The 7,026-nt window shown below is 74.8% G+C and carries 7 protein-coding genes; 5 read left to right on the forward strand and 2 right to left on the reverse strand.

The window, feature by feature from the left end:
- Positions 1-353 (forward strand): hypothetical protein (locus tag C1J01_RS50675; RefSeq protein ID WP_220040429.1); only part of this gene is annotated, 353 nt, incomplete at its 5' end.
- A 396-nt stretch (positions 354-749) separates the two neighbouring features.
- Here C1J01_RS50675 and C1J01_RS44635 read toward each other — a convergent pair.
- Both C1J01_RS44635 and C1J01_RS44640 read right to left on the reverse strand, forming a co-directional pair.
- Positions 750-1,130 carry a hypothetical protein gene (locus tag C1J01_RS44635; protein ID WP_111185073.1) on the reverse strand — a complete coding sequence of 127 codons (381 nt, stop codon included), beginning with the start codon at positions 1,128-1,130 and terminating at the stop codon, positions 750-752.
- Positions 1,131-1,163: 33 nt separating this feature from the next.
- Complete coding sequence (locus C1J01_RS44640; protein WP_220040430.1) at positions 1,164-2,225, reverse strand: threonine aldolase family protein; 1,062 nt, start codon at positions 2,223-2,225, stop codon at positions 1,164-1,166.
- Between the two features lie 92 nt (positions 2,226-2,317).
- Between C1J01_RS44640 and C1J01_RS44645 the strand changes: the two genes are divergently transcribed.
- The 4 genes from C1J01_RS44645 to C1J01_RS44660 form a co-directional block, all read left to right on the forward strand.
- Positions 2,318-3,055 carry a DUF6042 family protein gene (locus C1J01_RS44645; protein WP_111185074.1) on the forward strand — a complete coding sequence of 246 codons (738 nt, stop codon included), beginning with the start codon at positions 2,318-2,320 and terminating at the stop codon, positions 3,053-3,055.
- Between the two features lie 37 nt (positions 3,056-3,092).
- Positions 3,093-4,523, forward strand: coding sequence for an FGGY family carbohydrate kinase (locus tag C1J01_RS44650; protein WP_111185075.1), 1,431 nt, complete (start codon positions 3,093-3,095; stop codon positions 4,521-4,523).
- Positions 4,520-5,887, forward strand: a complete 1,368-nt coding sequence (locus tag C1J01_RS44655) for an NAD(P)/FAD-dependent oxidoreductase (protein WP_111185076.1) — start codon at positions 4,520-4,522, stop codon at positions 5,885-5,887. Before C1J01_RS44650 ends, C1J01_RS44655 begins: the two co-directional genes overlap by 4 nt.
- Positions 5,884-7,026 (forward strand): NAD(P)/FAD-dependent oxidoreductase (locus C1J01_RS44660; protein ID WP_111185077.1); only part of this gene is annotated, 1,143 nt, incomplete at its 3' end. The genes C1J01_RS44655 and C1J01_RS44660, both read left to right, overlap by 4 nt.

The following is a 7,026-nucleotide window of genomic DNA, read 5'->3' on the forward strand; positions in this document are numbered from 1 at the left end:
CCCCCGACGAGGCCCCCGACGAGGCCCCCAACACGGGGACGGGCACTGGCACGGACACCAACACGGCAAGCGCCGCGGGCGCCGTCACTGCCCCCGGCGTGGCCGCCGAGGCGGTGCGGGCGGCCGAGAAGCCCACCCTCGCGGCCACCGTCACGAACGTCCCGGTCGGCCGGACCGTGCGCGACACCGGCCCCGTGACGCCTCCCCGGACCAGCCCCTCCGTCGCCCTGCTACGCGAGCGGGAGTCCGTGGAGGACGCCCTCAGAAGGCGCCAGAGCTACGTCATGTTCGGCATCTTCCTGCTGCCGTTCCTGTTCCTGCTCGCCCTGATCTTCTCCCGCGTGCCGTACTAACCGTCCGGCACGGTTCGCGGCACGGTTCGCGGCACGGTTCGCGGCACGGTTCGCGGCACGACGGAGAAGACCAACGTGCTCATCCCCGGCACCGACCCACCATCGCCGTGGACCTGACCAGATGGGAGGTGCCCCACCGGATCATGAACCGCGTCCCGGCCCGGCCGACATCGCGAGGCCGGCGCAATTTCCCGGTTTCCGAGTCGAAGGGCAAGGGCCTGCAGCCGTACACGCTGGAGGTCTTCGACGACCTCGGCCCGGTGGACCGGATACCGGCGACGCCGCGCTCTACCCGCCGCTGCGAGTGCGCGTCCGCAGGGCGCCGGCCCACCGGTGGCGCATGCACAAGCCGACTTACCTGGTCGCGCGTCGAAGGGCTCGGCACGGACTGCGGGCCTACCGGAGCGGCGGCCCCTGAAGGTGGGCTCCCTGGCCGACGGCGTACGCCTCCCGCAGCCAGCCGGCGAACTCGTCGTCGAGGTCGCCGGCCGAGGACACGCTCCACTGGGCGACGAACAGGCGCTTGGTGTAGGGGTCGCACCGGCTGATGCGCCGGTCGCTCACCTCGCGCCGCAGGTCGAAGAAGCCCTTGAGGCCGGTGGCGCCCGGGACCACCCCGGCGAACCCGCGCCGCGTGCCCTTCAGCACGATCGCGGACTTCGACACCGCGTAACCGAACGGCCCGCAGCCCTCGGCCAGCTCGATGAAGCGGTGGTAGAGGCCGACGACCTCAGCGGACTTGCCGTCGAGGTGTCGCTCGACCGTCCAGGAATCCATACCGCGAACGCTAACCGGCCCCACCGACAGAACTCAGCCGGCGACCCGCTCCACCAGCTCACGCACCAGCGCGGCGACCTCGGCGGGGGTGAACTCCAGCGTGTGCTCGCCGACCGTCACCTCGAAGCTCGACCGGCGCGGGTCGGGGGCCGAGCGCACCCGGGCGAAGAGCTCGACCCCGCGCTCGGCCGCCAGCGCGGCCCCGGCCTGCTCGGCCGCCCGCCGCCCGACCGGCAGGTGCACGTGGAACATCGGGGTCTGCGGCGGGTCCGGGTACGCGTACGCCACGCCGTCCGCGTTGACGGCCGCGGCCAGGGCGACGGCGTGGTCGCGGAAGTCGGCCATGCGCGGCAGCAGCCGGTCCAGCCCGTCCAGCGCGGCCAGCGCCTGCGGCCACGGGTCGGGTGTGCGCCCGCCGAGCCGGGTCCTCCAGACGCCCGCCTGGGCGACGAACTCCGCGTCGCCCAGCAGCACGCCGCCCGAGACGCCCAGCAGCGCCTTGTAGAGCGAGACGTACACCGTGTCGAACAGGGCCGCGATCTCGCTGTGCGGCCGCCGGTAGTAGGTCTGCGCCTCCCACAGCCGGGCGCCGTCCATGTGCGCGGCCGCTCCCCGGCCGCGGGCGAGGTCGATCTGCGCGCGCAGGTCGTCCCATTCGGGCAGCAGGCCGCCGAGGTCGCGCTGCGGCAGCTCCCACACCACGGCGGCCGGCGGCTCGGCGACCGCCTCCAGGTCGGCCAGGGTCATCAGCTCGTGCCGGTCGCCGGCCCGCTGCAGGCGCAGGCCGTGCACGGCGGCGTACCCCTGCATCTCCCACGTGTCGAGGTGGGTCTGCGGGTGCGCGGCGAAGGCGAACCGTCCCCTGGTCTCGGCGTGCACGCGCAACGCCACCTGCTGCGCCATCGTCCCCGTGGGGAAGTACAGCGCGGCCTCCTTGCCCAGCAGCTCGGCGAGCCGGCGTTCGAGTTCCGCCAGCGGGGCGCCCGGCGGCGTTTCGTCGTCGACGAGCGCCCGCATGCGGCGCAGGGTGTCGGCGGGCCCGCGGTGGATGGGCGCGTGCAGGAACAACGAGCGCTGCGTCTGGTGATCGGTCACTGCCTGAAAATATCGTCCTATATCGGGACGTAACGTCCTGCCCGCTCACCCCTCATGACGGTGGCGGCCACCAAGCGCTATTACTGAAAGGCATGAGGGTCATCACCGTCGAGGACTACTTACCGCAGTACGGGACGATCGTCGTCAGGGACATCCCGGACGAGGAGCCGGCGCCGCTGCCCCTGCTCGGCGAGAGCGACCTGGAAGTGCTCACCATCGGCACGATCGCCAGGGCGGGCGACGGATGGCTCAGGGCGTCGGCCCGCGACGTGCGCCATCACGTGCGCCTGGAGGCCCACGACGGCCCACCGCCCCTCGACGGCGCCTGGCTACCGTGGTCCAGCCGTTCGGGCGGCTGGGACTCCGTACTGTGCGAGGACCTGTCGGAGCTCGGCGTGCCCGCACCGACCACCCGGCCCGAACTGCTCCGGTTCCTGGTCGCGGCCGGCGTGGTGATCGCGGAGACGTCCGGCGGGGTGACCCGCTATCGCCTGCCCGAGCAGCCGCCGCGGGCCGAGGACGTGCTGCGCCTGCCGGACGAGCGACGGGCCGTGATCCGGCGTCAGGACGCACGCCGCCGCTACACACGCTTCGTCGCCGACCTGGCCGCCGTCGCGGTGTGGAGCCGGGACCACACCGTCTCGGCGACACCGGCCGAACTCTCCGGCCGGATGCTCGCGACCGAGGAGGAGATCCGCGAGACGATCGCGCACGGGATCGAGCACGGCCTGCTCAGCCCTTCCGGCGAGGGCGCGTTCACCGCCACGCCACGCCGCCCGCCCGAGTCAGAACCTGCCCGGCAGGCAGGGCGATCGATGGGGATTTCCTGAAACGATGGCGGTTCCGGGAAAAGGAGCGGATCCGCCGATGCACATCCTCGCGATCGACCAGGGCACCTCCGCGACCAAGGCCATCGTGGTGGACACCGGCGGCACGGTCCTGGCGATCGCCGAGGCGTCCCTGCGTCCGCGCTACCTGGAGGGCGGCGGGGTGGAGCAGGACCCGCGAGCTCTGCTCGACTCCGTGCTCACCGCCGGACGGCGGGCCGCCGCCGAGGCGGGCGTGCCGCTGGCCGCCGTCGCCCTGGCCAACCAGGGCGAGACCGTCCTGGCCTGGGACCGCCGCACCGGCGAGCCGCTCACCCCCGCCGTCGTCTGGCAGGACCGCCGCGCGGAGCGGGTGTGCGCGGCCAGAGCATCGCACGCGGAACGACTCGCCGCGCTCACCGGCCTCGTGCTCGACCCCTACTTCTCGGCGCCCAAGATGCGCTGGATCCGCGACGAGCTCACCACCGAGGGCGTCGTGACGACCACGGACACCTGGCTCGTCCACCGGCTGTGCGGCGCCTTCGTCACCGACGCCGCCACGGCCGGCCGTTCCCTCCTGCTGGGGCTGGAGGACACCGGCTGGAACGGCGAGCTCCTCGACGTCTTCGGGCTCGGCGCCGAGGAACTCCCGCAGATCGTCGCCAGCGACGCCGTGGTAGGCACGACCACGGCCTTCGGCCCCGAGCTGCCGGTGACCGGCCTGATCGTCGACCAGCAGGCGGCGCTCCTGGCCGAGGCGTGCCTGGAGGCGGGCACCGCCAAGTGCACCTACGGCACCGGCGCCTTCCTGCTCGCCCAGCTCGGCACGTCGCCCGCGCGTTCGGCGTCGGGCCTGGCGACGTCGATCGCCTGGCGGCTGCGCGGCGAGACCCGTTACTGCGTGGACGGCCAGGTCTACACGGCGGCGTCGGCCGTGCGCTGGATCGCCGAGCTCGGCCTGATCTCCGGCCCCGACCAGCTCGACGCCGTGGCGGCTCCGTCCGGCGACGGCGTGTTGTGCGTGCCCGCGCTCGCCGGTCTCGCCGCGCCGTGGTGGGACGCCGCCGCGACCGCCTCGTTCACCGGCATGACGCTCGGCACCGGCCGCGGGCACCTCGTGCGTGCGCTGCTGGAGGGCGTCGCCGCCCAGGTCGCCGTCCTGACCGCGCTGGTCGGCGCGGACCTCGGCGCGCCGCTGTCGCGCCTGCGCGCCGACGGCGGGCTGACCCGTTCGCGCGTCCTCATGCAGGCGCAGGCCGACCTCGCCCAACTGCCCGTGGACGTCTACCCGTCACCGCACGCGACGCCACTCGGCGCCGCCGCGTGCGCCCTGATGGCCCTCGACCCCGCTCTGGACGCCGCCGCGGCGGTCGGCGGCTGGCGGCCGTCGGCCACCTACGAGCCCGTCTGGCCCGAGGATCGGGCGGCGGCGTACCTGGAGCGGTGGCAGGCCGCCGCCCGGGCCGCCCTGTCGCCGCAGGAGGCTTCGTGATCCACGACGTGGCCGTGATCGGCGGCGGCATCGTCGGCTCGGCCATCGCCCGCCTGCTGGGCGGCACCGCGCTGTCCGTGGCGCTGCTGGAGGCGCGCGACGACGTGGGCGAAGGCACCAGCAAGGCCAACACCGCCATCCTGCACACCGGCTTCGACGCCAGGCCGGGCACCCTGGAGTCGAAGCTGGTCGCCCGCGGCCACGAGCTGCTCGGCGCGTACGCCGAGGCCACCGGGATCCCGGTGGAACGCACCGGCGCGCTGCTCGTCGCCTGGACGCGGGAGCAGCTCGACGCCCTGCCGGAGCTGCGCGCCAAGGCCGAGCGCAACGGATACACCGCCTGCGAGATCGTCGGCTCGGACGAGGTCTACCGCAGGGTCCCCCATCTCGGCCCGGGGGCGCTCGGCGGCCTGACGGTCCCCGGCGAGTCGATCATCTGCACCTGGACGACGAACCTGGCCCTGGCCACCGACGCCGTCAACCGGGGCGTGACGCTGCTGCGCGGTCACCGCGTCACCGAGGTCCGCGCCGGCCCCGACTTCAGTCGGCTGGCGACCCCCGCGGGCGAGGTCGCCGCTCGGTGGGTGGTGAACGCCGCCGGGCTCGGCGCCGACGTGATCGACCGCCTCTTCGGCCACGACCGCTTCACCGTCACGCCGCGCCGTGGCCAGCTCCTCGTCTTCGACAAGCTCGCCCGCCCGCTGGCGCCCTGCATCGTGCTGCCGGTGCCCTCGCCGGCCGGCAAGGGCGTGCTCGTCAGCCCCACCGTCTACGGCAACGTCATGCTGGGCCCGACCGCCGAGGACCTGACCGACCGCACCGCCACCGGCACCACCGAGGAGGGCCTCGCGTTCCTGCGGGAGAGGGGCGCGGCGCTCATGCCCCGGCTGATGCGGGAGGAGGTCACCGCGACGTACGCGGGCCTGCGCGCCTCCATCGGGCACGACGACTACCTGATCGACCTCGACGCCGGGCGGCGCTACGTGCTGGTCGCCGGCATCCGCTCCACCGGGCTGACCGCCGGCATGGCCGTCGCCGAACACGTCGGGAGCCTGCTCGCCGCCCACCTCGACCTGGCCCCGCGCCCCGATCTGCCCGCGCCGCCCCGCATGCCGAATCTCGGCGAGGCATTTCCCCGCCCCTACCAGGACGCCGCCGCGATCGCCGCCGACCCCGAGTACGGCCGGGTCGTCTGCTTCTGCGAACGGGTGACGCGGGGCGAGATCCGCGACGCCCTGGCGTCGGTGATCCCGCCCGCCGGGCTGGACGGCCTGCGCCGCCGCACCAGGGCCATGAACGGACGCTGCCAGGGCTTCTCCTGCGCGGCCCGGGTCCGCGAGCTCTTCGAGGGGGAGACGGCATGACCGAACGGGTCCGCGTGGCCGTGGTCGGCGGCGGCCCGGCAGGGCTGACCGCCGCCGCCGCGCTCGCCCCCGCGGTGGACGGCGACGTCCTGGTCCTGGAACGCGAGCCGGAGACCGGCGGCATCCCCCGGCACAGCGACCATCCCGGCTTCGGCCTGCGCGACCTGCGCACGTTCGTCTCGGGACCGGAGTACGCCCGCAGGCTGACCCGCGCCGCCCGCACGGCCGGGGCGCGGCTGGAGACCGAGGCCATGGTCACCGGGTGGGCCGGCGAACGGACCCTGGAGGTGACGTCGCCGCGCGGGCGCCGCCTGGTGGCGGCCGACGCGGTGGTGCTGGCGACCGGCGCCCGGGAGCGGCCCCGTCCGGCCCGGCTCATCGCCGGCGACCGGCCCGACGGTGTCCACACGACCGGGCAGCTGCAGAACCTCGTGCACCTGGGCCGGCGCGACCTCGGCCGGCGCGCCGTGGTCGTCGGCGCGGCGGCGGTCAGCTGGTCGGCGGTCCTGACGCTGCGCGCGGCCGGCTGCCGCACGGTGCTGATGACCACCGAGTACGCCAGGCCGGAGGCGTACACGGCCTTCCGCCTCCCGGGACGCCTGGCCTTCGGCGTGCTCGTCCGGACCCGCACCCGCGTCGTCCGCGTCAACGGCGGAGACCGGGTCACCTCGGTAGACATCGAGAACCTCGGCACCGGGGCCCGTCACCGCGTCGCCTGCGACACGGTGGTCACCACGGGCGACTGGATCCCCGACCACGAGCTGGCCCGTACGGGCGGCCTGGACATGGACGAGGCCACGCTCGGGCCGCGCGTGGACACGTCACTGGCGACGAGCGTGCCCGGGGTGTTCGCGGCGGGGAATCTCCTGCACCCGGTGGACACCGCCGACGTCGCCGCACTCGACGGCCGCCACGTGGCCACCGCCGTCCTGCACCACCTGTCCGCCGCCACCCCGCTCGGCGCGACCCCGCTGCCCGCCGCCGCCCTGGTCGGCGGGGTCCCGCTGGTGGCGGAGCCGCCGTTGCGGTGGGTCGTCCCGCAGCTCCTGCGCCCCGGCGGCCCACCGCCGTCCCGCGGCAGGCTCCTGCTGTGGTCCGACGCGTTCCGCCCGTTCCCCCGCGTCGCCGCCACCCAGGAC

The organism is Nonomuraea aridisoli (assembly GCF_003236395.1).
GTDB lineage: Bacteria > Actinomycetota > Actinomycetes > Streptosporangiales > Streptosporangiaceae > Nonomuraea > Nonomuraea aridisoli.